General features: G+C 36.6%; 25 protein-coding genes. 15 read left to right on the forward strand and 10 right to left on the reverse strand.

All coding sequences use genetic code 11. The features are described 5' to 3' along the window. Positions 1–30: 30 nt before the first annotated feature. Positions 31–216: a hypothetical protein gene (locus tag BAZO_RS16710; RefSeq protein ID WP_004431867.1), complete on the reverse strand. Its 186-nt coding sequence runs from the start codon at positions 214–216 to the stop codon at positions 31–33. Between the two features lie 344 nt (positions 217–560). Here BAZO_RS16710 and spxA point away from each other — a divergent pair, with 344 nt between their 5' ends. After that, a complete protein-coding gene (gene spxA / locus BAZO_RS16715; RefSeq protein ID WP_004431868.1) occupies positions 561–956 on the forward strand; it encodes a transcriptional regulator SpxA in 396 nt (131 codons plus the stop codon). Between the two features lie 91 nt (positions 957–1,047). On the opposite strand, the gene BAZO_RS16720 is transcribed toward spxA, so the two are convergent. Next, positions 1,048–1,707, reverse strand: a complete 660-nt coding sequence (locus BAZO_RS16720) for a TerC family protein (RefSeq protein ID WP_004431869.1) — start codon at positions 1,705–1,707, stop codon at positions 1,048–1,050. A gap of 262 nt (positions 1,708–1,969) precedes the next feature. Here BAZO_RS16720 and mecA point away from each other — a divergent pair, with 262 nt between their 5' ends. From mecA to pepF, 5 genes are all read left to right on the forward strand, one after another. Beyond that, entirely contained in the window at positions 1,970–2,662 is a 693-nt protein-coding gene (mecA, locus tag BAZO_RS16725; RefSeq protein WP_004431871.1) for an adaptor protein MecA, read from the forward strand. Positions 2,663–2,782: 120 nt separating this feature from the next. After that, a complete protein-coding gene (gene cls, locus BAZO_RS16730) occupies positions 2,783–4,297 on the forward strand; it encodes a cardiolipin synthase (RefSeq protein ID WP_004431873.1) in 1,515 nt (504 codons plus the stop codon). 92 nt (positions 4,298–4,389) lie between these two features. Then, a complete protein-coding gene (locus BAZO_RS16735) occupies positions 4,390–5,583 on the forward strand; it encodes a competence protein CoiA (protein ID WP_004431876.1) in 1,194 nt (397 codons plus the stop codon). 171 nt (positions 5,584–5,754) lie between these two features. Continuing rightward, entirely contained in the window at positions 5,755–7,056 is a 1,302-nt protein-coding gene (gene hcp / locus BAZO_RS16740; protein WP_004431879.1) for a hydroxylamine reductase, read from the forward strand. Between the two features lie 113 nt (positions 7,057–7,169). Further along, positions 7,170–8,990 (forward strand): oligoendopeptidase F, encoded by a 1,821-nt coding sequence (gene pepF, locus BAZO_RS16745; protein WP_004431882.1) that lies wholly within the window; start codon positions 7,170–7,172, stop codon positions 8,988–8,990. Between the two features lie 524 nt (positions 8,991–9,514). On the opposite strand, the gene BAZO_RS16750 is transcribed toward pepF, so the two are convergent. Continuing rightward, the gene (locus BAZO_RS16750) at positions 9,515–10,402 is read right to left on the reverse strand and encodes a ClpXP adapter SpxH family protein (protein WP_004431884.1); all 888 of its coding nucleotides are present in this window, start codon (positions 10,400–10,402) and stop codon (positions 9,515–9,517) included. 196 nt (positions 10,403–10,598) lie between these two features. Here BAZO_RS16750 and pssA point away from each other — a divergent pair, with 196 nt between their 5' ends. Further along, on the forward strand, positions 10,599–11,297 hold the full coding sequence (gene pssA, locus BAZO_RS16755; protein ID WP_004431886.1) for a CDP-diacylglycerol--serine O-phosphatidyltransferase: 699 nt from the start codon (positions 10,599–10,601) through the stop codon (positions 11,295–11,297). Between the two features lie 27 nt (positions 11,298–11,324). Here pssA and BAZO_RS16760 read toward each other — a convergent pair whose 3' ends face one another. Both BAZO_RS16760 and BAZO_RS16765 read right to left on the reverse strand, forming a co-directional pair. Continuing rightward, positions 11,325–11,975: a lytic transglycosylase domain-containing protein gene (locus BAZO_RS16760; RefSeq protein WP_004431888.1), complete on the reverse strand. Its 651-nt coding sequence runs from the start codon at positions 11,973–11,975 to the stop codon at positions 11,325–11,327. A gap of 2 nt (positions 11,976–11,977) precedes the next feature. Continuing rightward, positions 11,978–12,568 carry a CYTH domain-containing protein gene (locus BAZO_RS16765; RefSeq protein ID WP_004431889.1) on the reverse strand — a complete coding sequence of 197 codons (591 nt, stop codon included), beginning with the start codon at positions 12,566–12,568 and terminating at the stop codon, positions 11,978–11,980. 152 nt (positions 12,569–12,720) lie between these two features. Between BAZO_RS16765 and BAZO_RS16770 the strand changes: the two genes are divergently transcribed. From BAZO_RS16770 to BAZO_RS16780, 3 genes are read left to right on the forward strand one after another with little or no spacing between them, the layout of a single operon-like run. Next, positions 12,721–13,527: an NAD kinase gene (locus tag BAZO_RS16770; RefSeq protein WP_004431891.1), complete on the forward strand. Its 807-nt coding sequence runs from the start codon at positions 12,721–12,723 to the stop codon at positions 13,525–13,527. Between the two features lie 8 nt (positions 13,528–13,535). After that, the gene (locus BAZO_RS21305; RefSeq protein WP_157382161.1) at positions 13,536–14,018 is read left to right on the forward strand and encodes a GNAT family N-acetyltransferase; all 483 of its coding nucleotides are present in this window, start codon (positions 13,536–13,538) and stop codon (positions 14,016–14,018) included. A gap of 17 nt (positions 14,019–14,035) precedes the next feature. Then, the gene (locus tag BAZO_RS16780) at positions 14,036–14,935 is read left to right on the forward strand and encodes an RluA family pseudouridine synthase (protein WP_004431899.1); all 900 of its coding nucleotides are present in this window, start codon (positions 14,036–14,038) and stop codon (positions 14,933–14,935) included. Positions 14,936–14,955: 20 nt separating this feature from the next. On the opposite strand, the gene prpE is transcribed toward BAZO_RS16780, so the two are convergent. Together prpE and BAZO_RS16790 are read right to left on the reverse strand one after the other, a co-directional pair. Then, complete coding sequence (prpE, locus tag BAZO_RS16785; RefSeq protein WP_004431901.1) at positions 14,956–15,699, reverse strand: bis(5'-nucleosyl)-tetraphosphatase PrpE; 744 nt, start codon at positions 15,697–15,699, stop codon at positions 14,956–14,958. A 96-nt stretch (positions 15,700–15,795) separates the two neighbouring features. Further along, complete coding sequence (locus BAZO_RS16790) at positions 15,796–16,980, reverse strand: FtsW/RodA/SpoVE family cell cycle protein (protein WP_004431903.1); 1,185 nt, start codon at positions 16,978–16,980, stop codon at positions 15,796–15,798. Between the two features lie 182 nt (positions 16,981–17,162). On the opposite strand from BAZO_RS16790, the gene mgtE reads away from it, so the two are divergent. From mgtE to fabI, 3 genes are all read left to right on the forward strand, one after another. After that, the gene (gene mgtE / locus BAZO_RS16795; RefSeq protein ID WP_004431906.1) at positions 17,163–18,527 is read left to right on the forward strand and encodes a magnesium transporter; all 1,365 of its coding nucleotides are present in this window, start codon (positions 17,163–17,165) and stop codon (positions 18,525–18,527) included. 18 nt (positions 18,528–18,545) lie between these two features. Continuing rightward, positions 18,546–20,387, forward strand: a complete 1,842-nt coding sequence (locus tag BAZO_RS16800) for a monovalent cation:proton antiporter family protein (protein ID WP_039957657.1) — start codon at positions 18,546–18,548, stop codon at positions 20,385–20,387. Positions 20,388–20,488: 101 nt separating this feature from the next. Next, a complete protein-coding gene (gene fabI / locus BAZO_RS16805) occupies positions 20,489–21,262 on the forward strand; it encodes an enoyl-ACP reductase FabI (RefSeq protein WP_004431912.1) in 774 nt (257 codons plus the stop codon). Between the two features lie 143 nt (positions 21,263–21,405). Here fabI and BAZO_RS21310 read toward each other — a convergent pair whose 3' ends face one another. From BAZO_RS21310 to BAZO_RS16820, 3 genes are all read right to left on the reverse strand, one after another. Further along, on the reverse strand, positions 21,406–22,185 hold the full coding sequence (locus BAZO_RS21310) for a CotY/CotZ family spore coat protein (RefSeq protein ID WP_004431914.1): 780 nt from the start codon (positions 22,183–22,185) through the stop codon (positions 21,406–21,408). Positions 22,186–22,547: 362 nt separating this feature from the next. Continuing rightward, on the reverse strand, positions 22,548–22,898 hold the full coding sequence (locus BAZO_RS16815) for an S-Ena type endospore appendage (protein WP_004431916.1): 351 nt from the start codon (positions 22,896–22,898) through the stop codon (positions 22,548–22,550). A 182-nt stretch (positions 22,899–23,080) separates the two neighbouring features. Next, positions 23,081–23,920, reverse strand: coding sequence for a CotY/CotZ family spore coat protein (locus BAZO_RS16820; RefSeq protein ID WP_004431918.1), 840 nt, complete (start codon positions 23,918–23,920; stop codon positions 23,081–23,083). A gap of 203 nt (positions 23,921–24,123) precedes the next feature. On the opposite strand from BAZO_RS16820, the gene BAZO_RS16825 reads away from it, so the two are divergent. Together BAZO_RS16825 and BAZO_RS16830 are read left to right on the forward strand one after the other, a co-directional pair. Next, the gene (locus tag BAZO_RS16825; protein WP_004431920.1) at positions 24,124–25,452 is read left to right on the forward strand and encodes a CotO family spore coat protein; all 1,329 of its coding nucleotides are present in this window, start codon (positions 24,124–24,126) and stop codon (positions 25,450–25,452) included. 163 nt (positions 25,453–25,615) lie between these two features. Further along, complete coding sequence (locus BAZO_RS16830) at positions 25,616–26,422, forward strand: hypothetical protein (RefSeq protein WP_004431922.1); 807 nt, start codon at positions 25,616–25,618, stop codon at positions 26,420–26,422. Positions 26,423–26,516 lie beyond the last annotated feature (94 nt).

Consider the following 26,516-nt stretch of genomic DNA (forward strand, 5'->3'; position numbering starts at 1 on the left):
TACCATTGTCCTGCGCTTCGGCTTTTCTAATTATCGTTTGCCGCCAACAAGCTTCCAGCCTGCTTGTGTTTTATGTGTTTGGTCTGAATGCAAATTTTTTCTGCTTCCACCAAAAAAGCGATATCCAATAAAATGTGATATGTGACCATTTAAAGCAGTAATTCCCACGATTAAACCTGCCACAATGACAAAATCAATAATGTATCCAACTACCACCAACATTACCCCCAATTTTCTGTCCTTATTTATTATTTTATAAAATCTTTACATAAAAGAAAAGGGAATTAGCGAAATTGTAATAAATAGTTTTGCTTTTTATGTTTTAAAAATATAGAAAACGGGAAAAAAAGAAGTGGAAAAAAATTTTTTTCCATTTTACGAAACTATTTCAAGTATAAAACGTATATAAATTGTCTACAAATTTTGAACAATTTCTTCTTTAAAACTATATATTTCTTATAAGATTTATTGTATAATGGTTCTATACTTAATTTAAAATAATTTTAAAGTAATAGTCAGTGTTTATATAAAAATTTTAAATTCTGAATGGAGTGACATGAATGGTAACATTATTTACATCGCCAAGTTGCACATCATGCCGTAAAGCGAAGGCGTGGCTGGAAGAACATGAGATACCATATAAAGAAAGAAATATCTTTACTGAGCCATTAACAATTGAGGAAGCAAAGCAGATTTTGAGAATGACTGAGAATGGAACGGATGAAATAATCTCAACTAGATCAAAGATTTTCCAAGAACTTGATGTTGATTTAGAAACAATGCCATTACAAGATCTATTTAAGCTTATTAGTGAAAACCCGGGACTATTAAGACGTCCAATTATTATTGACGAAAAACGCCTTCAGGTTGGGTATAACGAAGATGAAATTCGCCGTTTCCTGCCAAGAAGAGTTCGTACATTTCAATTACTTGAGGCCCAGCGCTTAGTAAACTAGAAAAGCGGAAGCGACCATTAAGCGAAGTTTACGAGTCGCTGGGAGCTGGACAATCATTTATAGTCTAACCAAAAAGAAAAAACTTCTACGATTATTTTGTAGAAGTTTTTTTTATTAATCCTGCAAGAAGGACAAATACAATTGTAATTAATGGTATAATATAGTAAGAGAAACTATACGTTTCTAAAAAAGGTTGAATTCTTTCTTCATGTGTTATCATTTTTCCGGCAGTTAAGGCAAGAATTCCAGCACCTATGTAAATGATAATTGGAAAACGCTCCATAAATTTTAAGATAATCTTACTACCCCAGACGATGATGGGTATAGAGATCAATAAACCAGCGACAACTAAGATGATTTTTCCGCCGGCAGCACCAGCAACAGCCAAAACATTATCAAAGCCCATCACAAGGTCAGCAACAACAATTGTTCGTACAGCTTGAAAAAGAGTAGTACCACCTCTTATTTTATTAACATCGTCGCCGTCTTCAGTCAGTAAATTGTAAGCTATATAGATGAGGAACAGACCGCCAACTAGCTGTAAAAAAGGAATCATTAATAGATAAACGGCTATAATTGTAAGCGCGATCCTAACAATGATTGCTAGTCCAGTTCCAAGTAAGATCGCTTTGTTTCGCTTATCCACTGGCAGGTTGCGGCAGGCAAGTGCGATAACAATGGCGTTATCTCCGCCAAGGACGATGTCAATGCCAATAATAATAAGTATTTGACTTAAAAGTTCGAGATCCAAAAAAATGCCCCCTTGTCCTTTGTCACAAAATTCACTATAAGACATTATTTCATAACAGTCAAGAATGGTTTAAAGCCTGTTTTTACTATTTTGGCATTTTTTATTTCCCTTATGATTCTTTTTATCATAAAATAGAAGTACAAGGTTACTTCCATCTTAAATTGGGCATCTTGTTTCTATAACTATCATTTTTTAGAGCATTAGCTCGGGGGTTAGGTAGTCCCTTCAGAAAATAAAATTAGACGAGAAGGGAGAGAGATGAATGGAAATCGAAAGAATTAATGAGAATACGGTTAAGTTTTATGTTACGTATCGTGATATTGAAGATCGAGGCTTTGATCGTGATGAAATATGGTATAACCGTGAGCGAAGTGAAGAATTGTTTTGGGAAATGATGGATGAAGTAAACAATAGTGAAGAATTTACAATAGAAGGACCTTTGTGGATTCAAGTTCAAGCACTTGAAAAAGGCTTAGAAATCGTAGTCACAAAAGCGCAGGTTTCGAAGGATGGACAAAAGCTTGAGTTGCCGATAGGTAATGAAAAACATATTGATTTAACGATTGAGGATAATATTGAGTCTTTCTTTGAACAATCTAATCAAGAAGATGGAGAGTACCAAGGTTTCCCGTATGATGATGAATATCATGAAGATGAAACAGTACGTTTTCTCATTGGATTCCATGATTTTGAAGATCTCATTAGATTAAGCCATAGTATAGACTCAGAGGGTCTTATAAGCAGCTTGTATCATTTTGATAGTAAATACTATTTATATATTGGGTTTGATGAAGAAATGTTGGAAGAAGAAAATGAAGATGATATATTATGCCAAATCCTTGAATTTGGCTTTGAATCCCGGTTATCGATACATCGCATTCAAGAATATGGGAAAGAAGTTATGGAAAGCAATGCATTGCAGCAAATCAAACAACATTTCCCACTTCTAAAATAATCATCGGTTTCACTTTTTGTGAAACCTTTTTTTATTCCTAGAAAACAATAATTAGTGGGAAAGTTTTCAAATCTTCGCTATAATTTATAGAATATCATCAATGTTTAAAGGAGTAGCATTATGAAGAAAAGGCTGCAAATTGCAATCTTTATCATTGGACTAACAATTGCTTTAGTGCTTACCCATAATTATTGGGAAGGATGGTTGCTCGGAAGCTTTAGTATTTTGATTTCAATTTCAGCATTGTTTATTGGATTTTTCATTTTTTTGGAGAATCGTAATCCTCGTGCTACGATTGCGTGGGCGGTAGTACTTGCGGTCTTTCCGATCTTTGGCTTCATTTTTTATTTGTTGTTTGGCCGCAATTATCGCCGAGAAAGAAAAAGGTATGAGAAAAAGGCATGGTTGGATGAGCAAGCTTTCTCCAAAATCGAAGGAAACCGGCAAATCAATGAGGAAGAGCTTAATAAGATGGGGGAACACCAACAAAAGTTGTTCCGGCTGGCCCATCGTTTAGGGAAAAGCCCGATTTCTTTTTATACTGAGACAAAGGTTTTAACTAATGGAAATGATACGTTTAAAGCCATTCTTGAAGCAATGAGAAGTGCAAACCACCACATTCATTTAGAATTTTATATTGTTCGCGATGATGAACTCGGAAATGAAATTAAAGATATTTTAATTGAAAAAGCAAAATCAGGGGTTGCAGTTCGCTTTTTATATGATGCCGTTGGTTCATGGAAGTTATCAAAAAACTATATTAATGAACTTAGAAACTCAGGAGTGGAAATAGAGCCATTTTCACCGGTTAGATTGCCTAGCCTGAACAATCAAATTAACTTCCGTAATCATCGAAAGATTTGTGTTGTGGATGGGAACATTGGTTTTGTTGGCGGATTAAATATTGGCGATGAGTATTTAGGTAAAAATGAATATTTCGGCTTTTGGCGCGATACCCATCTTTATGTGCGGGGTGAAGCGGTGAGAAGTTTGCAGCTTATTTTTCTGCAGGACTGGTATTATACAACCGGTGTGACACTGTTAACTCCTATCTATCTCTCTCCGAATTTAGTGGAAGATGAAGAATTTGGGGGTGTCCATTTATTAGCTGGTGGACCTGATAATGATTGGAATGTAATAAAAAATGTTTTCTTTGCAATGATTACGTCAGCAAAAAAATCGATCTGGATCGAGTCCCCATATTTTATTCCCGATGATGATATATTGTCTGCGTTAAGAGTGGCTGCCTTATCAGGAATTGATGTTAAGGTCATTCTCCCAAGCAAGCCGGATAAACGTCTTGTTTTTTATGCGTCTAGATCCTACTACACAGAGTTATTGGAAGCGGGAATTAAAGTATATGAATATAGCAACGGATTTTTACATAGCAAAATTATCATCGTTGACCAAGAGCTTGCCTCTATTGGCACATCCAATATGGATATGAGAAGCTTCCATTTAAATTTTGAAGTAAATGCCTTTTTATATAGGACAAAAAGTGCTGAGACGCTTGTTAATGATTTTCTCAATGATATCGAAAATTCGAACGAAGTATTATTAGCAAAATATAAGGAACGCCCAAAATTACAACGCCTCCATGAATCCACCGCCCGCTTGTTTTCACCTTTACTATGATTTCAAGATGTATAGATAGCAAAAAAACATAAAAATATTGCAGGAAAACTACTTCTTTTGTCGAAATAAGATGACAGAAAGGAGTGGTTTTTTTGTTATTAGCGATAACGGAAGCTGGCCGAACAATTTCCTTAGTTGAAAAATGGGAAAAACAAGAGCTGCTTAACATTACCGAAAACGAACGAATACTTTGTCCCGCCTGTAAAGAAAAAGTCCAATTGAAAACAGGAAATAAGCGAATATGGCATTTTGCCCATATATCAAAAAAGAATTGTGAAACACAGCTTGAAAATGAATCTGAATACCACTTAAAGGGAAAAATTCAGCTTTTTGATTGGTTAAGAAACCAAGGGATCAATGTTGAGATGGAAAAATACCTACCCAAAATAAAACAGAGGTCAGATTTATTTGTGACGTGGAAAGACCAACACTATGCGCTCGAATTTCAATGTTCCACTATTGAAAGCACTGTATTACTTAAACGAACAAAAGCCTATCTTCGTGAAAATATTACCCCAATTTGGATTTTAGGTGGAAACCGCTTAAAAAGAAGCTCCGAAAACATTCTAAAACTCACTGCATTTGACCTGCTTATGACAAACTCATCACACAGCAAAACGCTCACACTTATCTATTATTGTCCCGCAACTAGGCAATTTTCTATTGTATCATCGCTGACCCCGTTTTCTCCAATAAACTTTTTGGCTTCCGTTGACTTTTTCTTACCCACCCGAATTTGTTTTTCTAAAATAATAAATACGGGAAGGGTGTATAAAATTCCAAGTGACCCTATCTGGCTTTCAATGAAAAGACGATGGCGAACAAACTCCTATTTATTTGCTGATGATTCCTTTAAAAGAATATTTTATGGAAATGGACTTCCACTTAGTTTGGTTCCTAGCGAAGCAGGAATTCCAGTAGAATCAATGATTTGGATTAGAACGGAGCCCATCATTTGGCAAGGTTGGATTTTACTTAAATTTATCATACCCCTTAAGGTTGGTGCGGTCCTGTCTTTTCAAGAAATATTTCAAAGCTTTAAAGCTAAGGTCCAACAGGGCTTTTTTGCATTAAGGCAGCTTCCTTTCTTAAATGATAGCCATTATTCCTTTGCCATTATGGATTACTTACAACAATTGGAGAAACTCGGTGTTATTGAAAGAGATTTTAGGGAACGATCCAGTTTTCGAAAAATAGCTGAATTGACTGTTCCTAAAAATGTAGAGGAGGCATGTAGACTTGATAAAATGGTCCTTATGAAACTATATAAAAAGAGTAATATTTAAATTATGTAAAGTATAGAAAATGTGTCCAATTTTCGAACGTTGGTTTAACTGTGACTTGCATCACACTCCCTAATGAATAAGTTCATATATGATAACGGTGTGATGTTTGTCACTGTGATTTTCATCACACCGATGTTGTAAATATGGGAATATAAAAGGGAGTGTGTAATGATGTATTGTCACCAATGTATGCAAGTTGCACCAGGCGGCTGTAAAGTGGTTGGAGTATGTGGAAAGGATGAAACAATTGCAAGCTTGCAAGATATCATGATTTTTGGATTGAAGGGAATTGCAGCTTATCGCACCCATGCAAGACAACTAGATTACATAGATGAGTTTGTTGATCGAACTACCCATGAAGCATTATATATGACTTTAACAAACTCAAACTTTAATGTTCAAGAGCATATCAACATGGCGATGCAGGTGGGCCAGGCTGCGGTAAAAGTAATGGATTTACTTGACAACGCTCATGTTAATCGACTAGGTATTCCGGAGCCTGTACGTGTTTCTCAGAACAAAATTGAAGGGAAATCCATCGTTGTAACTGGACATAATCTTTTTGCATTGAAAGAACTATTAATACAAACTGAAGGCAAAGGCATCAATGTTTATACACACTCCGAAATGTTGCCGGCACACGGTTATCCAGAACTTAAGAAATTCAGCCATTTAAAAGGAAATGTCGGGAAGGCTTGGTATGATCAACGCCGTTTATTCGAAGAATTTCCAGGCGCGATCCTTGCTACAACGAACTGTGTTATGCCAATTAAAGGAACTTATGCTGACCGTATGTGGTCTTATGAGGTTACTGGCTTGGAAAATGTCGCTAAAATCACAAATGATGATTTCAGTCCATTAATTGAAAAAGCTCTGGAATTACCCGCAGCCCATATTGATTCTGAGGAAACTTTATTAACAGGTTTTCACCATGAAACTGTTATCGGATTAGCACCCGAAGTGATCCAAGCTGTAAAAGATGGTAAGATCAAGCGTTTCTTCGTTATCGCAGGCTGTGATGCACCGGGAAAAGGCGGAGAATATTATCGTGAACTTGCTACGTCACTGCCAAAAGAAACCGTTATTCTAACAACATCATGTGGGAAGTTCCGTTTCAATGATGTTGATTACGGCTATGTCCCAGGAACGAAAATTCCACGTTATATAGATTTAGGACAGTGCAATAACTCCGGTTCCACAGTAAAAATAGCTCTTGCCTTAGCTGATGCTTTCGACTGTGAAGTTAATGAATTGCCTGTAAGTATTGTGTTATCTTGGTTTGAACAGAAAGCGGTTGCGATTTTACTGGGGTTATTTAGCCTTGGAATCAAGGATATTCGTATTGGACCGAAAGCTCCAGCCTTCATCAATGAAGGTGTACTCGATGTATTAGTAAATACGTTTGGATTAAAACTAATCGGAGATGCAAAAGAGGATATGGAAGCGATGTTGGCATTATCCGCTGCAAATTAATTTATTTAGAAAAAGCACCTTAGGTGCTTTTTTTACATTCATCAAAAGTTTTATTTTTCACCTCGAATGATATACTATTTATATGGGAAAAATTTTCATATGGAGGTATTATCATGACTGAACAAGCGAAGCCTAAATCCTTGCCAAAGCGTAGTGAATTAGCGGTCGAAGATACATGGCGGTTAGAAGAGATTTTTCCGTCAGATGATGATTGGGAAAAAGAGTTTAAAGCAATCAAAGAATTAATTCCGTCAATTGAAGAATATCGAGGTAAACTTGGAGAATCAGCTGAAACTTTATATAAAGCATTAGATACACAATATGAGATCTCCAAAAGGTTAGGAAAGTTGTATACGTATGCCCATATGCGCTATGACCAGGATACAACAAATACGTTTTATCAAGGTTTAAACGACCGTGCTGAGAATTTATTTACACAGGCAGGCAGCGCTTTCTCCTATATCGATCCAGAAATTCTATCTTTGGATGAGACCAAAATCCAGTCCTTTATTAACGAGAATAATGATTTAAAGCTGTATAAGCATATTTTAGATGAACTGAATCGCAGCCGTCCCCATATCCTTTCAGCAAGTGAAGAAGCAATTCTTGCTGAGGCTTCAGATGCTTTAGGAAATGCTAGCACAACATTTGGAATGCTAAATAATGCGGATATTAAATTCCCAACAATTAAGGATGAAGATGGGCACGAAGTTGAAGTAACCCATGGACGATATGTCCGCTTTTTGGAAAGCAGTGACAGACGCGTAAGAGAGGATGCCTTTAAAGCCGTTTATAATACATACGGTAAATTCAAAAATACATTTGCAAGTACACTAAGCGGTAATATAAAAAAAGATAACTTTTATGCTCGGGTTCGTCATTACGGAACGGCCCGCCAGGCTGCTTTGGACAGCAATAATATACCGGAAAGCGTCTATGATACATTAGTGAATACGATTCACGAACATTTACCGTTATTACACCGCTACGTAGCTTTAAGGAAAAAAGTCCTTGGTGTTGATGAACTTCATATGTATGATCTATATACACCACTTGTAAAAGATGTAAAAATGGAAATTCCATACAATGAAGCAAAAGATATTGTATTAAAAGGTCTTGCGCCAATGGGAGAAGAATATCAAGGTATTTTACAAGAAGCTTTCGATAACCGCTGGATTGATATTCATGAAAACCAAGGGAAGAGAAGTGGAGCTTATTCCTCAGGAACATATGGAACAAATCCGTATATCCTGTTAAATTGGCAGGATAATGTCAATAATGTCTTTACGTTGGCACATGAATTAGGACATTCTGTTCACAGCTATTATACAAGAAAGTCTCAGCCGTATCCGTATGCAAACTATTCAATCTTTGTAGCAGAAGTCGCTTCTACATGCAACGAATCATTGCTTAATGATTTTATGCTAAAAAATGAAGACGATAAGCAGAAGAAGCTCTATATTTTAAATCATTATTTAGAAGGCTTCCGTGGGACGGTCTTCCGTCAAACGATGTTTGCTGAATTTGAACATCTTATTCATGAAAAGGCACGTGAGGGCGAAGCATTGACAGCAGATTTATTTTCATCCTTGTATTTTGATCTAAATAAGAAATACTTCGGTAATGATATTGTAGTTGATGAGGAAATTAGTCTGGAATGGGCAAGAATTCCGCATTTTTATTACAACTATTATGTTTACCAATATGCAACTGGCTTTAGTGCAGCGGCGGCCTTATCCAAGCAAATACTAGAGGAGGGTGAGCCGGCAGTAAAACGCTATATTGATGAGTTTTTAAAAGCGGGAAGCTCAGATTATCCAATCGAGGTATTAAAACGTGCTGGGGTAGATATGACTTCAAGTGAGCCAATTGAACAGGCACTTAAGGTGTTTGAGGAAAAACTGACTGAAATGGAACAGTTATTAAATAGTTAATTCATTATCAAAAAGGGGCTGCTACAGTCCCTTATCCTTTTAGTGATTTTCGCCGGTTACCCCCTCTAAAGCGGTTGCGGTTATTCCAACAATGAACGGTAAATAAAATTGAAAGAAACATCGGGATGACAGAAAAGAAGAACGGTATGATCCTCATTAGTCCCAATAAGTAAATGCAAAAGGAAACAAAAACAAAAATGAACGCAAAGATAAACAGAAATTTATTCATTGTACAAAACCTCCTCCATTATTATCATATGTCGTACTGTAATAAATTTATTCTTTTTAGAAAGTGACAGTTTTGTGAAATACGTAACAAAGTTATTGTGCATTAGGTCGAAAATTGTTAATATAAGTTTGTAAAGTTAATCACAAACAAACATAACCCCTTTGTTTGACCGTGAAACTTTCTCCCACCCCCCTGTCGAATGAGACATAAAAAGAAGGTTAGGCATCCCTCCTAGCCTTCTTTTTATTTCCCTTTATTCAAAAAAATGATTGAGAGCCATCATGTCTGAATGGTCTCAATCATTACTTTTTAAATATCTCCAAAATGTTCCGTATTTTACAGGAACCCGCTCAACCGCTTGTTTTAAAAGCAACTTTTTCATCTCTTTTTCAACTTCCTGACAGGATAAATTATAGACAACAGCAATTTCTTTTGTTGCAACAAACTTAAAATAGGCCAAAAAATCCTGAAGAGGAGGCAGAGTTCGCGACATTAGCTTTCTTTGTAAAATTTCCTCCAACACCTGAACATATATTTCGTAAGGATAAGCTCCGGAAAGCTTAATCCCTTCCTCTTCGATATTTTCATTATTGAAGAAAACAAAGGTAGGGCTCTCGTCAACATCCATCTCCCTTGTAATCTTTAAATCGCATTGAAAGGCTTTACAGGCGGCTTCAGAAATTAAGTCCTTCTTAAATTCCTCTACATCAAGGCCGGCATCCCGTGCAATACTAATCAGGATCTCCTTCTTTGTAATATTTTGTTTTTCAAGAAAGAGTACTTCCTGCAGCTTTCGTAAAAACCTGAGACCAGCTTTTTTTCCTTGAAGTTCAGCAGCCTTCACTGCCACTGAAGCTGTCGATGGTTTCGAAATAGGATCTTCAAACCATACATCTCCATCACAGGACATGCCTGACCTCGTTGCTGTCCGTTCCCAAAGCTTTGCGATTTCAGATGGAGCTTTTTTTGAAATATTTAAAGACGTTAAACGTCCTGTTAATACGTGCCTAATACTTATTTTATCGCCAAATTCTATTAGTAATTTTTTTAGAACAGGTTCTAATGCCCAACATTCGGGACATAGAGGGTCAATAAACACATAAATTTCGATAGGTTTGATATAGAAGTTTTTCCAGCTGCTGTTTGTAGATTCATTTTTGCTGGTACCCGAACTGTTAAGCATGAATATCTCCTTTCTGTTCAGGAAATGATACTTATATTTTAGCAATGCATGTAGGTTCGGGCAAATATTGTGCTTCTGAAGATTTTTCCATTGTTTAGGGTTTTAGACAAGATTGTTTTTGAAGTTAAATGTTATAATATGATTTGGACTATATTATGGTAATTGAAACTATTATTTCGGAGTGTGAGAGTTGATTATGCGATTAACGAAAAGCATCCCCAATATGTTTACATTGGGCAACCTGTATTGTGGTTTTCTGTCAATCGGTTTTGCCGCCAAAGGGGAATTTAAAAATGCAGCAATATTAATATTAATTGGGATGATGCTTGATAGTATGGATGGGCGATTGGCAAGAATGCTAAAAGCGGACAGCGCATTAGGGAAAGAGCTGGATTCCTTAGCGGATATCGTAACATTTGGTGTGGCCCCATCTTTTTTAGTTTACTATACATATTTTTACCACTTTGGGCACTTGGGTTTAATTGTAACCGGATTATTCCCGTTATTTGGAGCTTATCGGTTAGCAAGATTTAATATAGGCTCTAGTAAATCGTCTCTACATTATTTCATTGGGGTACCAATTACTGCAGCGGGGGGAATTCTGGCATTATTAACTTTGTTTGGAGATAGAATCCCCAATATTATTACGTCCGTCGTATTTACGGCTTTATGTTTTTTAATGGTTAGTAGAATTAGAATTCCAAGCTTGAAGGAGGTTCCGTTACCAAAGTATGGTACGATTGTTACGATTTTTATCGGTTGTCTATTATATGTAATTTATACGAAAACGTATGAGAAATTTCCTTATCTTATTTATTTTGCCGCTCCGCTTTATATAGCCTATTTGGCGTATCGTTTTATTAAAGGAAAGCATAGAAGAGAAGATATCGATTAAAAAAAAGCGGCTAGCGGGCCGCTTTTTTTATGAAAAATAGGAATTCGTAACCTTTTTTACGTAAGCTTGAGTTTCTTTAAAAGGCGGGATACCATTGTATTTATCAACATTTCCTGGGCCGGCATTATAGGCAGCCAGTGCAAGCTTTAAATCACCATCGTACTTATCCAACATTTTTTTTAGGTATTTTGTCCCGGCTTCAATGTTTTCTTTTGGATCATACACATTTACTACACCAAGCCATTTTGCTGTGGCCGGCATAAGCTGCATTAAGCCCGCAGCACCCGCTTTGCTTTTAGCTAATGGGTTGAAATTTGACTCATGTTTAATAACAGAGTGAATCAGATTGGCATCAACTCCATATTTTGCAGCAGCCTTTTTGATTATTTCCTCATAATTGGATTGGACATTTGTCTCTTTTACAGCTGGAAATGAATAATTTTGTATTTTAAAATTCGGCTGCAGCGCTTGAAGCTCTTTTAATGCCAAATTGGTTGGATGGTCTTTATCTTCTGAAACGATTAGGGAAGCCGGATGTTCTTGCAATTTAGAAATCTCTAATTGAAGAAGATCTGAAAAAGGATCATTGCCTTCTTCTGTAATAGAAGCACTTTGATTAAAACTTCTTAATGCCTGAATCTCCATTAATGTTTTTAAATGATTAACATCTATTTTCATATCTAGTCTTCCTTTTTTCCTTTTAATTCAAAAAAACGTTGTATTTTATTTTTAGTTGTTCTCAATGGGATATTATTTTGCTTCAAGATTTTGAGGAATTTTTCTTTTCCTGTGACTGGGTCTTTAACTTCATATTCTAGCTCATAATCTTCGTGTTCTAAATAAAAGCTATGATCAAGAACAAGAATATTATCATTGTCAATAATTTCAATTCTGTCAGTTTTTAAGGCCCCCAAGTAATAAAGTTCATCAGGGGTAATTCCCAAGGTTGCAATCGCCTCTTTTACAGTACCATCAACCATCTTTGTCACTTCACTGTTTAGCAGGCTAAAAGCCTGTGCTTCTGTTAATTCTTGATGGGTTTCGAGTAAGCCTTGTTCATGGGGCTGTTTTAATGTAAGAATATACTTGTCCTGTTTTTTTCGTATTCTAAGAGCGGAGTGCTTGTCTCTCAACGAAAAATTTACAGTGTCAAAATAATAATTTTCCTGACTTATAAAATCTTTTGGCGTTACATTGAATTCTTTCATTAATAGCTCAAATTCGTTTTTTGTAAGTAGATTTTTAAATTCTATTTCTATTTCTTGTACCATAAAAAAAACTCCTAAATAGTAGGTTGTAGACATACAATTCATATTATGCGGTATAATGGTTTTAAAATCAATTGAATTAAAATGGTGGGGGTTATGTGATAAACTATTACCAAAATTACCTTAATTATCATAAAAGATTGGATGTCGGTTGTATGAAATTTGCAATAACCTCAAGAGGGGATCAAACCTCAAACGCTTTAAGAATGAAAATGAAAAACTATTTATTAGACTTTGACCTTGTGTTTGATGAGGCAGAGCCTGATATTGTAATTTCTATCGGTGGGGATGGAACCCTACTACATGCATTTCATCAATATCAACATAGATTAAGTGAGACTGCCTTTGTTGGTGTGCATACGGGACATCTAGGATTTTATGCGGATTGGGTTCCTTCGGAAGTTGAAAAGCTTGTGATTGAGTTGGCCAGAACACCATTTTCAGTAGTTGAATACCCGATTTTAGAAACGATTGTCCGTCATATTGATGGCGGGAAAGAGTCAATGTATTTATCATTAAATGAAACAACGATCAAAGCAACAGAAGGATCGCTTGTGATCGATGTTGAAATTAAGGGTCAGAAATTTGAAACGTTTCGTGGAGACGGTCTATGTATTTCCACACCGTCAGGAAGTACGGCTTATAACAAATCGTTAGGCGGTGCAATCATCCACCCATCGATTGAAGCCATTCAAGTTGCTGAAATGGCATCTATTAATAACCGTGTCTTCCGGACAATTGGGTCGCCGCTTATTCTGCCAGGTCATCATACGCTCCTGCTAAGACCGAAAGAGGCGGTAGATTTATTAGTAACTGTCGACCATAAGACGATTTTACATAAGGATGTAAAATCCATTCAATGCAGGGTTTCCGATGAAAAAGTAAGATTTGCACGTTACCGCCCTTTCCCGTTCTGGAACAGAGTACGTGATTCATTTGTTGGGAATGACAATAGGGGATGATTGTTGAAATGAGAATAAGGCTGTTTGTGAAAGAGGATATTTCCGCATGTACAACATTGTTTATTGAAGTTTTTAATCGGGAACCGTGGAATGACTGCTGGACTGGGCAGCTTGCAACGGAATACTTCGAAGATGTTTTACATACGCCGGGCTTTGAAGGCTTTGTGATGGAAGTGGATTCGGGTTCGGATTCAGACTCGGATTCGTATAATCAAAGTGGGAAACCCGCTATTGTGGGTTTTGTTATCGGGACAAGGAAAAAGTGGTGGAGCGGTGATATTTACTATTTATATGAAATGTGTATGGACGAGTCCTATCAAGGAGAAGGAATAGGTTCCAAGTTGATGGAAGATGCAAAATCGGCCTTGGTATCAAAAGGTTTTTCCTCGATTGTGCTATTAACGGAACGCACATTTCCAGCCGCTCATTTTTATCAAAAACATGGTTTTATTGAAAGCCCTGAAACAAGATTTTATTTCTGCAGTTTGTAATTGGTGGTTTTATGCTTATGAATAACCATAAAATTCAATGGAAAATTGATGAGAAATTTGAAGGAATGCTCATTCGTGAGTTTTTGCTAAAGGAAAAAGGAATCTCTAAAAGAGCATTAGTTGATATAAAATTTTACGGTGGCGATATCTTGTTAAACGGCAGCCATGTCACTGTAAGGGAAGTTGTTCGGACTGGCGATTGTTTGGAGGTAATGTTTCCACCGGAAATTCGAAGCGATGGAATTATTGGAGAGAACATCCCATTACATATCGTGTACGAGGATGAGCATATCCTTGTCATTAATAAACCACCGTTTATGGCATCAATTCCGTCTCGAGAACATCAAAGTGGAACTTTAGCCAATGCTCTCATCTATTACTATAACCAAATTGGATTGTCATCGACGATCCATATTGTTAACCGTTTGGACCGTGATACTTCAGGCCTAATGATTGTTGCCAAAAATAGCTTTGTCCATTCATTATTTGCTTTAGAGCAAAAAAAGAAAAGTATAAAGCGGGAGTATGAGGCTATTGTTCATGGAATTGTTCGGAAAGATGTCGGCATTATTAATGCGCCGATAGGCCGTAAAGCGGAAAGCATTATTGAACGTGAAGTTAGGAATGATGGACAACAGGCTGTGACACATTATGAAGTTAAAAAAAGGTTTTCGGATCGGACGTTAGTTTCGTTAAAATTGGAAACTGGCCGCACCCACCAAATTCGTGTTCATATGTCTTACATTGGTCAGCCGTTATTAGGTGATGATCTTTACGGTGGGCAGCGGGATTTAATCTCAAGACAAGCCCTGCATAGTAAGAGTGTAAGGTTTTATCATCCCTTATTGGAACGGGAGCTTGCGTTTTCCGTTCCATTGCCGGCTGATATGGGGAATCTTGTGAGTGGGGTGAAATGACCCCACCACAATCTATAATATTATTCATCAAATGCCCTAAACTTCTCCGATACTTTCGGCATCGAGGAAGGTACCGAGACAGGCTCCATCTCTGGATATCTGAGTGCAGTTAACATCCCACCAAATACACAGCCGGTATCAATATTCCACGTCTTATTAATTTTCCGCGGCTTTTCAACAGGCGTATGACCGTAAATAACCCAAGCGTCTCCGGAATATTGCTTAGCCCAATCCCTCCTAACTGGTGTTCCGTCAGGATTTGTTTCCCCTGTGATATCTCCGTATAAAACAAAGGTTTTTACTTTATTGCTTGTCTTTCCAATATAGTCATGACGAATTCCCGCATGGGCAACCACTAATTTTCCTTTATCAAGCTGAAGATATAATGGAGCTCGTTCAAAAAGCTTCATAAAATGAGACTGTACCTTAGCTTTGTCTTTTGATGAGAGTGCATCATATTCTGCCACTGTTGTCTCCAAGCCATGTTTGATTTGTACTTTTCGTCCTAAGAAATAGCGGTACAGTTTATCACAGTGGTTGCCTGGGGTGTAATGGGCAACTTTTTCTTCAATTACAAGCTTATATACAATTTCCATAACCTTAATTGATTCTGGCCCCCGATCTGTTAGGTCACCTACAAAGACGAGGATCCTTCCATCTGGATGTATTGGATACCCTTTTTGATTCCAGTCATATCCGAGCTTTTTAGTTAATGTAATAAATTCATCATAGCAGCCGTGAATATCACCAATGATGTCATACATAAAAAATCACCCCATGATTCAAAAAGCCAAATATTACGATCAATATCTAGTCTTATCCTAGTTCAGTCGCAATATTTGGCTTATGACGTTATTTTCTTAATTCCCAAACATATACTTTCGTGTCCTTGACCTTACATTCAAAACGACTCCTACAGCGATCATACTAGTTAATAACGAACTGCCGCCATAACTTATAAACGGCAACGTAATACCTGTGATTGGCATTAATTGAATGGTCATACCTATATTTTGGAATACTTGAAAGGTAATCATACCTATTACACCTGTACATAAATAACTTCCATATGGATCATGACTTTCCAGTGCAGCATGGATCATTCTGTATACTAATAAGAAGAACAATGAAATCACGATACTTGCTCCAATAAATCCAAATTGTTCGCCAATAACGGCAAAGATGAAATCGGTATGGGCTTCCGGAAAATAAACCTGCCCATTCAATATTCCTTTTCCTTGTAATTGACCGGAGCCAATGGCAAGCATAGCTTTAATTAGCTGAAATCCATAGTTACTTGAGAATTCATGTGGCGCGAGCCATCCGTAAAAGCGATTCATTTGGTGTGCTTTGAGTACATATGTTGTAATAAACTCTGGGTTCTTAAAGTAAATAAACACTAAAAGTCCAATCCCAGAGATAACCGAAGCCGCTAACGAAAATAAAATACGCCATCGTATACCAGAAACTAGGAGCAACGAGCCAAGAATGGAAGCAACTACTATTGCAGTTCCTAAATCAGGTTGTTTCAAAATCAGTAATAAAGGAGGAGCAGTTGTACCAACCAGCTTCCCTAATAATATAAAATCTTCCCTTAATGTACGATTATCTGGATAAAGTTCATTATGATTTGCAATAATTTGACTAAGTAATATGATTAAGAAGATTTTCATTAATTCAGCAGGTTGAAAGTTACCAATGACAGGTAAAACATACCAGCTGACAGCTCCATTAATGTCAGGTGCAATTTTGGATGGCCCTAATATTTTAAGTCCGAGCAAGAGAATAAGACCAAACCCATATAAATACCAAGAAAAGTTTTTAAAGCGATCAAAATCAATAATCATTGTGACACCAATTGCTACAAAACCAATTAAATACCACACAACCTGTTTTCCAACAAAATTATAATTTTGAAGTTTGGCCGGAAGTGATGGTTGAATGCTATAAATTGCAATTACGCTTACAGCACCTAATAATATAACAATGAATACAAGGGCTACATCTATTTTCTGATAAGGAGTTTTGTCCTTTTCTATTTCCATTTCGTATATTCCTTTCTAAACTGCTTTTGATTCTTTAATACAACACCCATTATAATATAGTAACGAAATTTTGGGTGAATGAAAAGGACTAGAAACAGTTTGACAAATAAAAGACCTCATTTTACGATTAATGAGGCTTATAAGGTACTTTTATCCAATCTAAAATTAAAGGAGGGAGATTAATGCCAGACTATAATAAGAAGCTCGATGATGAGTTTAAAACCATACTTATTGATGCTATTCAAAGAAATGATATTGATGCATTTAGGGAAGAGTTTCTTGAGGTTCACCCATATGACCAAGCAAGATTCTACGTTAGTCAGGAACAAGATGTTAGGCAACAAATTTCTTCTTATTTGTCACCATCAGAAATGGCTGAGTTATTCCATAATCTTGATAGCGAAGACCAGGAAAGCACCCTTGAGGAAATGGAACCGGCCTATGTTGCAGATATGCTCGCCCAAATGTATGCGGATGATGCCGTAGACGTTTTAAATGAGTTGGAAAAAGACCAGGTTGTCAGCTACCTTACCATTATGGATGATGAAGCAGCTCAAGAAATTAAAGATTTGCTTCATTATGAAGAAAAAACCGCCGGTAGTATCATGACAACTGAGTTTGTGGCAATTTTAGCAAATCATACTATTAAAAATGCAATGAAAATCTTGAAGTCAGAAGCACCTGATGCGGAGACGATTTATTACATATATGTAGTCGATGACGAGGAAAGGCTCGTAGGCGTTATTTCTCTGCGTGATTTAATTATTGCTGATGATGATAAACTCATTTCGGAGGTTATGAATGATCGGGTTGTTTCCGTTTCAGTAAGTGAAGATCAAGAACATGTTGCGCGAATGATGAAGGATTACGACTTTTTAGCCGTTCCGGTTCTTGATTTTCAAAGACATTTACTTGGGATTATTACAGTTGACGATATACTTGATGTTATGGAAGAGGAAGCATCGGAGGACTATTCAAAATTGGCTGGGGTCCCCAATTTTGAAAGCCAGGATCATTCTGCCTTTTCAGCAGCAAGAAAACGTCTGCCATGGCTCATTATTCTTTTATTCCTTGGGATGTTTACAGCAAGTTTAATTGGACGATTTGAAGAAATCTTAAGTCAAGTATCTATTCTTGCCGTATTCATTCCACTTATCGCTGGTATGGCTGGAAACACTGGAACACAAGCACTTGCAGTGGCTGTCCGAGGGATAGCGATTGGCGATGGTGATCGGAAAAGTAAAATGCAAATGCTCCGTAAGGAAATTGGCACAGGTTTAATTATTGGCTTCGTTTGTGGAATATTGGTTATGATTGTTGTAGATTTATGGAAACATAACATTGTGTTAGGTATGCTAGTAGGGGTTGCCATTTTTACAACGCTTACTATTTCTACCATGTCTGGTGCGCTTATCCCACTATTAATGCACAAGTTGAAAATTGATCCAGCGGTGGCTTCTGGCCCTTTTATCACGACATTAAATGACATTATAAGTGTCTTGATCTATTTTGGATTAGCCACACTACTAATGAACTATTTAGTCTAATTAGGGAGGTGGAGCTTTATCGAAGCACACGCATCAGTGTCATCTTTAGTTATTGTTTTACTGGCGGCCTTTCTAACGCCGATTTTGCTGCACCGATTTAAATTAAACATTATTCCTGTTGTTGTAGCTGAAATTATTGTTGGACTTATTATTGGGGAAAGTGGACTCCAGCTCGTCCATCCAGATATGTGGCTTGAAACACTTTCATTATTAGGATTTATTTTCTTAATGTTTCTGAGTGGTGTGGAAATTGATTTTTCGGCGTTTGTCGGTGGGAAAAAGAAAGAGAAAAATACGCCAAATTCGTTTGTAGTTGCTACTGTCTATTTTACCGGTATTTTTATTTTGTCATACGCTTTAGCCCTTCTTTTTGTTTGGGCCGGCTTTATCGATAATGCCTTTTTAATGACGTTAATCATTTCAACAATTTCACTCGGGGTAGTAGTCCCGACCTTAAAGGAAGCCCAAATTATGAAAACAAATATTGGTCAAACCATTCTTTTGGTTGCGGTTATTTCAGACCTAGTGACGATGGTCTTATTGGCTGTATTTGTGTCTATGTATAGTGATGGGCAAGGGAATACGTGGCTCTTACTTATCTTGTTTGGAGCAGGTGTCCTTCTTTATTTTCTTGGGAAGTACTTCCGCAATCAGTCTTACCTTGAAACTATGACTAAGGGAACGATTCAAATTGATACGAGAGCTGTCTTTACATTAATTATTTTATTAGTGGCCGTTTCGGAATCAATTGGGGCGGAAAATATTTTAGGAGCGTTTCTTGCAGGGGTGTTGGTATCTCTATTATCGCCAAATCCGGAAATGGTCCATAAATTGGATTCCTTTGGTTACGGATTTCTAATCCCTATCTTTTTTGTCATGATTGGGGTGGAATTAGATATTTGGGCATTATTTAGTGACCCGAAGACGTTATTATTAATTCCGCTTTTATTAATCGGTTTGTTCATTTCAAAGATTGTACCGGCCCTGTTGCTCAGCAAATGGTTTGACTGGAAGACTATTTTTTCATCAGCATTTTTATTGACATCAACACTGTCACTTGTTATTGCAGCCGCTAAAATCGGTGAAAGGATAGAAGTGCTCACAGCGCAGGAATCGGGAGCCCTTATTCTTGTAGCAGTAATTTCATGCATTATTTCACCGATTCTTTTTAGAAAGCTATTCCCGAAACATCATACTGCCGTCCAAAAATTCAAAGTTGTTTTTATTGGGGCAAATCAAATGACATTGCCGATAAGCAGGGAATTGGATTCTGACTATTATGAGCCGTATATTTTTCATGTGAAACAGGAAAAAATCAATGGTCATGTGTCCAACCCAGTTTTCCACATTGTCGAGGTTGAAAACTATTCGATTGAAGCTTTGGAAAAGCAGGAAGTATTTAATGCTGATATCCTAGTCCTGTTCACGGGGGATGAAAACATAAATTCAGATATTGCCATCTATGCTAAGGAGCATTATGGAATAGAGCGAGTTATTGCCAGAGCTGAGTCTCCTAGTGTTGAAAAAGAATTACGAAATCACGATATTGATGTTTTCTCCGTTTTCTTCTCAACGAAAACACTGTTAAAGGCATTTATTGAAACACCAAGTATTTTGAATATCTTGACGAAAGAAGAAAGCGCCCTATTTGAAATTGACATGAATAATTCAAGGTATGAGGGAGTATTGTTACGGAACTTTCCATTTACTGGGGATGTTATTATTGTTCGGGTTTTTAGAGGATCGGATTCGATTGTACCACATGGGGATACTCAATTAATGCTTTATGATCGCTTAATTGTAACTGGATCTAAGGAGTACGTAGATGATTTAAGAATGCTATTGGAGTATGGTAAATGATGAAATCAAAGGCTTAAAGGAATTTTCTTTTAAAAGTCGAATTAAATATGAGATGATTTCCAAATGGTAAACTTGGTACTATAATTAAGGAGGAATTTTATATGATTTCTTTACAAGGTCGTACGTATGTAGTGATGGGTGTGGCAAATAAAAGAAGTATTGCCTGGGGAATTGCCCAAGCTTTACATAATGCGGGAGCAAGATTAGTTTTTACTTATGCAGGAGAACGCTTAGAAAAAAGTGTACGTGAATTAGCTGAAACTTTGGAACGCCAAGATTCAATCGTATTGCCATGTGATGTTACAAGTGATGAAAATATTGAAGCAGCTTTTACCGAAATAAAGGAACAAGTAGGGACGATTCATGGTCTGGCGCATTGCATAGCATTCGCTAAAACAGAAGAGCTAAAAGGGGACTATATGAATACTACTCGTGACGGCTTCCTCTTAGCACATAATATTAGCTCTTATTCATTAACAGCCGTTGCCAAGGCAGCGAAGGATTTAATGACAGAGGGCGGCAGTATCGTAACCTTAACATACTTAGGTGGAGAAAGAGTAATGACCAATTACAATGTGATGGGTGTTGCCAAGGCTTCATTAGATGCAAGCGTGAAATATTTAGCGAGTGACTTAGGTAAGTATGGAATCAGAGTTAATTCCATTTCTGCTGGTCCAATCCGAACTCTTTCAGCCAAAGGCGTAAGTGACTTTAATCTTATTTTAAATCAAATTGAAGAAAAGTCTCCATTACGTCGTACAACAACTCAAGAAGAAGTCGGAGATACAGCCTTATTTTTATTCAGTGACCTTTCAAGAGGTATAACTGGTGAAAATATTCATTGTGATTCAGGCTACCATATTATTGGTTATTGAATTTATATAAACACGAGGAATGTGCTTTATATTGTTCGGTTGACGGATGATGTAAGGCACTTTTTTTAAAAAGATTCATTTAGTAGGGAAAAGAATAAATCACCCGAGGAAGGGTGATTTATTCTTTTCTATTAGTTTTTCTCCTAAAATGGGACACATCTTAAAAGTGTAATACAGTACCTCCCGCTTGTGCCAGGCGGGGCTAAAATGGTAAATGATGAAGGCATAATCGCTTCTCTTGATACAGTAGTATCTGGAGAAAGAGTAGGGAATATTACATCCTGTTGGGCTTTAATAACCGCATCAACGTTTCCTAAACTGCTGCCATCATTAAATATTTCAAAAGTTGCTTCGAGATAAGCACCAGGTAGTGCAGCTTTCCATACGGTGACATTCCCGGTTCCAAAAAGTCCACAAAGTTCTTCCTTAATGGTTTCTTTACACGAACGACTTGGAACGGGGTTTTCGTATTTTGCAAATACTGGGGTAAGACATTCGATTCCACAATAACAACTTAAATCAACAGTAATACATATTCCCGTTCTAATAAATTTACCGATGGAATGAGAAGAAAGAAAACTGCAAATATCATCATCTTTTATAGCTGGGGAGGTAGTCCCTTCCTCTGTTTGCGCTTGTAATAATTCGAGTTGTACACAGCAATCCTGATCATCAATAAATTTATCAACACGAAAAAATGGAGTTTTAAAGGACTCTAAAAACTTACCCTCGTTGTGGCTGAAAATGCCCTTTCCTATAAAAAAATCACATGTTCCATTAGAAATTAGCATGAAAGGGATTGTGTTTAAATTATTAGTGGGTTTTTCATCACAATTATCATGATGAGATGTTTTTTCAAATTGCGCTTCTTCAATTTGCCTTACTAAATTACAAATGCATTGTTTACTATGACTACAGCCCATTCATTCAACCCCCTTTTTTAGTTATTTATATAGTAGTCTATGGTTGATTATAGAAAGCTGTATAGGTAAACAACCTATTTATATTAAGAGAAGACAAAATTCAGTTGTTGTTGGCCTATGCCTATATGTAATCTGAAATCAAGTTTGCTTAAGTATTTTTAATAAATTTATGAAAACAGGGACTTCCACATTATTTCAAACAGACAAGTTTCCGAATTGCGATAAGGTGCATAATTATGATAAAAACCATCAGTGTTTTGTGTGCAAACGACCACTGCCCGCCAGCCAATGGACATTTTTTCAACCTATGCTAGAAATATCCCAGTCAAGTCCATACCCTGACTGGGAACGAATAAGATACGTTAAACGCGTTTGTACAATCTTATACAGTAATCAGCTTGCTGGTTAGGGCCTAATATAACATTAAAAGATGTTGGTTGATTTACAGATATTGAAACTGTAGATCTAGGGGGTACTGTGGTAGTTGCTGTGCCATTTGCACCAATTGCTAAAGCTGCATCTGAATTGTTAGTGACAGTGAAAGTCCCTTGAAAATAGTCATTTACTGTAGGGGCAGTCCAAATAGGAGTTGTTACTGGAATAGAACCGACCAAAGAACCGCAAAAATCCTCTACAAAAATTTGGTGCTGCGGACAGCAAAATTGGTTAGCGGGTAAATGAGTACCGCCGTTTTGTTTTCCACCACAAGACATGATGTATTCCTCCTTAAAGTTTTGATTTTGTAGTAATGCTACACTTACATTAAATGCAAGTTGGAGAAGGGTTGTATATTGTAAATGCGGAATTGAAAGTATTTTTTAAAAAAAATAAAAAAATCACCCACAGTTCGGGTGATTAGTAGGCTAATTCCGATGTTAGGTGCATTTTGTGCAAATTAGGATCTAATGGAAATACTTCTTACTAATGTAATGCAGTATCTTCCGCTTGTATTAGGAGGTGCGGTGATTGTAAAGGATACAGGTTCAATAGCTTCTCTTGTTACCGTAAAGCCAGGAGGAACAGGAGGGAAATTTACATTATTATTAGCCGTTATCGTTGCTGTAACATCTGCTTGACTAGTATTGTCATTAAAAATATGGAAAGTTCCTTCAAGAATATCGTTAGGACTAGCAGCTTGCCAGACTGTTACCGTTCCTGCCCTAAAGTTACCACAAAGTTCTTCTGTGAAGATTTTTTCACGATCCTCGCATTTATTCTCCTTCTTTTCACAAGGAGAAACAGGAATAGGAAGTTTACTTTCTGCAAGAACAGGTGGAAGACATTCTATTCCGCAAAAACAACTTAAATCCACAGTTATACATATTCCTGTCCTAATAAATTCACTAATTTTACGGTTACATAGAAAGTCTGTGATATCATCATCTCTTGAAGAATGCGGAAGAGTACAATCCTTTGTTAGTCCTTGTAATAATTCCAAGTGTACACAGCACCCATGATGATCGGTAAATTTATTAACTCGAAAAAACGGGGTCTTGAAGCATTCAAAAAACAAGCTTTTAGGGTCTTTAAACACGCCTTTACCAATAAAGAAATCACAAGTTCCTTTACATACTAGCATGAAAGGGATTGTATTCACTCGAGTAGGACAAATCAATTTTGTTTGAAATGGATTTTCGGAATCTCGAATTTGCTGTTCAAGTATAGTTTTGTCCTGAGCTTGAGCAATTCGCTTTACTAAATCGCAAATACATTGTTCACCATGACTACAGCTCATTAATTCAACTCCCTTATAGTTTTATTTAGTAGTCTATGGTTTATATAGAAATCTGTATAGGTAAACAACCCCTATTTATGACATACGTAATAAAATTGGTTTTTAACCTATTGGAAACATAGTTATTTTTAAAAAAAGTGGGCACATTACTAATTTTAGAAGCATAAGATAGGTACGAGATTAAAGAAAGAGGGGGGATCGAGATGGAAAGAAAAATTGTTGATACTATTAATAATCCTCTTCTATACATTAGCCAACCAGTTTATCCACCGACAAAACCGAAAATGCAGCAAACCTATGTTAGGAGAACTTCAACACCTATATATGAAACAGACCAATTGTCGCTTGTACAAGATAAAGCCGTGGAAAAACAAGTGCCAGTTGATGCAATTGCTGAGGATATCACCGCTACACCTTTAAAAAAAAATCCAATCGAGGAAAAAACAGCACCAAGAAAAAGTCGAACAGAAGAAAATAAACAACCAATCGAAACTCACTTAAAAGTAGAGACGGAACCTATTGAAGAAATAATTGAAGAGAAATTAGAGCCCAAAAATCAAGTTATAACCGCGAAACAGGAAGTAGAGGTAAATAAATTTCATCCTGAAAGTGAATCGATCACCAATAATGTAGAACCGAAACAGAAATTGATCAAAAACATAGCTAAAATAAAACGGAAATCGATCAAAAGCATGTCTGAACTAAAACAGGAGCCAGTCCAAAGCATAGCCGAAACTAAACAAGAACCGGTTAAAAACATTATTGAAACTAAGAAAGAGCCGGTGATAAGTAAGACCGATTCTAAAAAGGATGAATCAAAAAAAGATTTGCTTCAAGAACTGATAAAAGGAAAACTTCCGGGTTTAGAGGGTATAGTCGAGGGAAAACCTGTCCACATTCAACAGTTGAAGAATCAAGTTGTTCAGCAGCCAAAACCGGCAGTACTTGAAGTTCAAGAAGTCATCGAAGTTCCAGAGGTATCGGCTGTGGCATCAGTACCAGAGGAAAATGTTTTTAGCGGAGAAATCCTAGAAGTTGAAGATAAAGAATTTGCGGAGAAAATTGAAGCTGCCAAAGAGAAAAGACGGATGATCACGACATTTGGAATCAGATCAAGTATTGAAAAAGGACGAAAAGCAGTTGCTGCACCGAAGAAGAATCCATTACCATCACCGATAACAATAAATGATATTAAAAATCGCACTCCAAAAGAACAAAATGTCGGGGAGGATGTTCAACAGGTACCTCAAAACCAACAGGAAGAAGCACCGGTACAACAAGAACCAGAAGTGAAAAAGCCTCGTAAAAAAACATTTAAAGAAATGTCAGTGGAAGAGAAGGTTGATTATTTAGTTAAACTACCAATTGCCGTCCCAAAAGTTAAATGTGAAATTAGAACTAAAGAGTCAACATTTCAAGGGATTATTGCTGGATATACAAATGGAGTTGTCCAAATTGTCCAAAGAAAAAAACCATTTCGGGTTGATTTGAAAATTGAAGATATCCTAGGTATCAACCGAAAAAGCTTCTAATTGACTGATAGTTCAAGCAGGCTACATCGATGTAGTCTTCTTTTTTTGTACTACTAAATTTATAAAAAATAGGTTTTTGCAACATGCCAATTATACCCGGGACACATATATATAAGTACAATTGTACCTTTAGTACAAATGACATAAGGAGGATTCACGCAAAATGGAAGATAAAATGAGTAATTCTTTTTTAACAACAATGGTTGGTAAGGGAGTTAGAGCATATAAAAGCGGGCCTGAAGCATGGCATGGATTGTTATTAGCAGTTAATTCAGATCATATTGTACTTTATAATGAGAAGGATGGATATATTTACCAGAGATCAAATCATATAAAAAATGTTGTTGCCGACGATAAGGCAAATATTCAAATCGCTAATGAATTAACTCCTCATGATACAAATGAAAGTAAATTTGAAGACATACTAAGTAATCTAATCGGTGAAGAGGTCAAAATTAATCGTGGTCCTGAATCTAGAAAAGGGAGATTATTAGGGGTAAATGGAGATTATTTAGCCCTTTATGTTGAAAAAGAAGGAGTATCTTATTTTAACCTTGACCACGTAAAAAGTTTCAGCATAAAAGCAAAAGAAGATGACAAGGAAAAGGAAAGCGAAAATGATAGAGTGAATAAGGAAAATAAAGAAAAAGATAACGGCAAAATGAAAGAGAATCAAGTAGTGAGCTTCATTGACGTTAATAGCTTGAACCGACTATTTAAGTATTTAAAATATAGCTATATAATGATCAATCGCGGACCTGAAGGTGTGGAAGGAATTTTAGTTGATGTGAAGGATAATCTAATCACTTTAGTATTCCAAGATCAAGTATTACGGGTAAATAGAAACCATGTGAAGAGTATTCGGGAAAAAATGAATCAAGAAAACAGTAACGATAACAGTAATCAAAATAACAATCATTCAATTGTGTCAGCTAAAAAGAAGCAACAGGATAGAAAAAGAAAGAATTAGGCAATCAATCAAACAACCAAAATGAGTGCATTGATGAGGAAAAGTCAGTGCACTTATTTAATATCCATGAAAATTAGGAGAGGGTGGGTGGAGT

It is taken from the genome of Schinkia azotoformans LMG 9581, from assembly GCF_000307855.1.
GTDB lineage: Bacteria > Bacillota > Bacilli > Bacillales > Bacillaceae_J > Schinkia > Schinkia azotoformans.